The sequence below is a fragment of the Porcincola sp. LCP21S3_C12 genome (assembly GCF_052118625.1).
Lineage (GTDB): Bacteria > Bacillota > Clostridia > Lachnospirales > Lachnospiraceae > Porcincola.
This window is the reverse complement of sequence record NZ_JBQKGW010000084.1, coordinates 1-410: the sequence shown is the minus strand read 5'-3', so window position 1 is coordinate 410 and position 410 is coordinate 1. Positions and strand designations below refer to the sequence as shown.

The 410-nt window shown below is 35.6% G+C and carries 1 pseudogene; it reads left to right on the top strand.

What is annotated here, in order from left to right:
• Positions 1-242: 242 nt before the first annotated feature.
• A pseudogene (locus ACTQ1N_RS12790) lies at positions 243-410 on the top strand (Fic family protein); the annotation flags it as partial.

The window sequence follows — 410 nt, the reverse complement described above, 5'->3', positions numbered from 1 at the left end:
CCTATTCCATGCCTAAACAGTACGTTAGTTATCGTAAGCCGAGAAGGATATCGGCCAAGGTTAAAGAACAGAGAAGGGAGATGATGAAAAATATAAATAAATCCCAAAATTTGTTGTAATTTGGGAGAAAGAACGGCATAATTGGGAGTAGGATTTATTCTCCCAACAGTTATAAATATCTCCCAAAATAAATGGTGAATTGGGTGATAATGATTTTCCTTGGGAGAAAGGAGTATTAGCCAATGAAACAGTTTGATTATTCTTATCTTGCAGATAGGACTTGGGACAATGAAATAATGTCTTATATTTCAAAGATTCATGAGTATAAGGGAAAGCAGGAGCTGTATTTACGCCAAAAGCCCGTTGAGCTTAATAGACTTATTGAAATTGCTAAGATACAGAGTACCGAA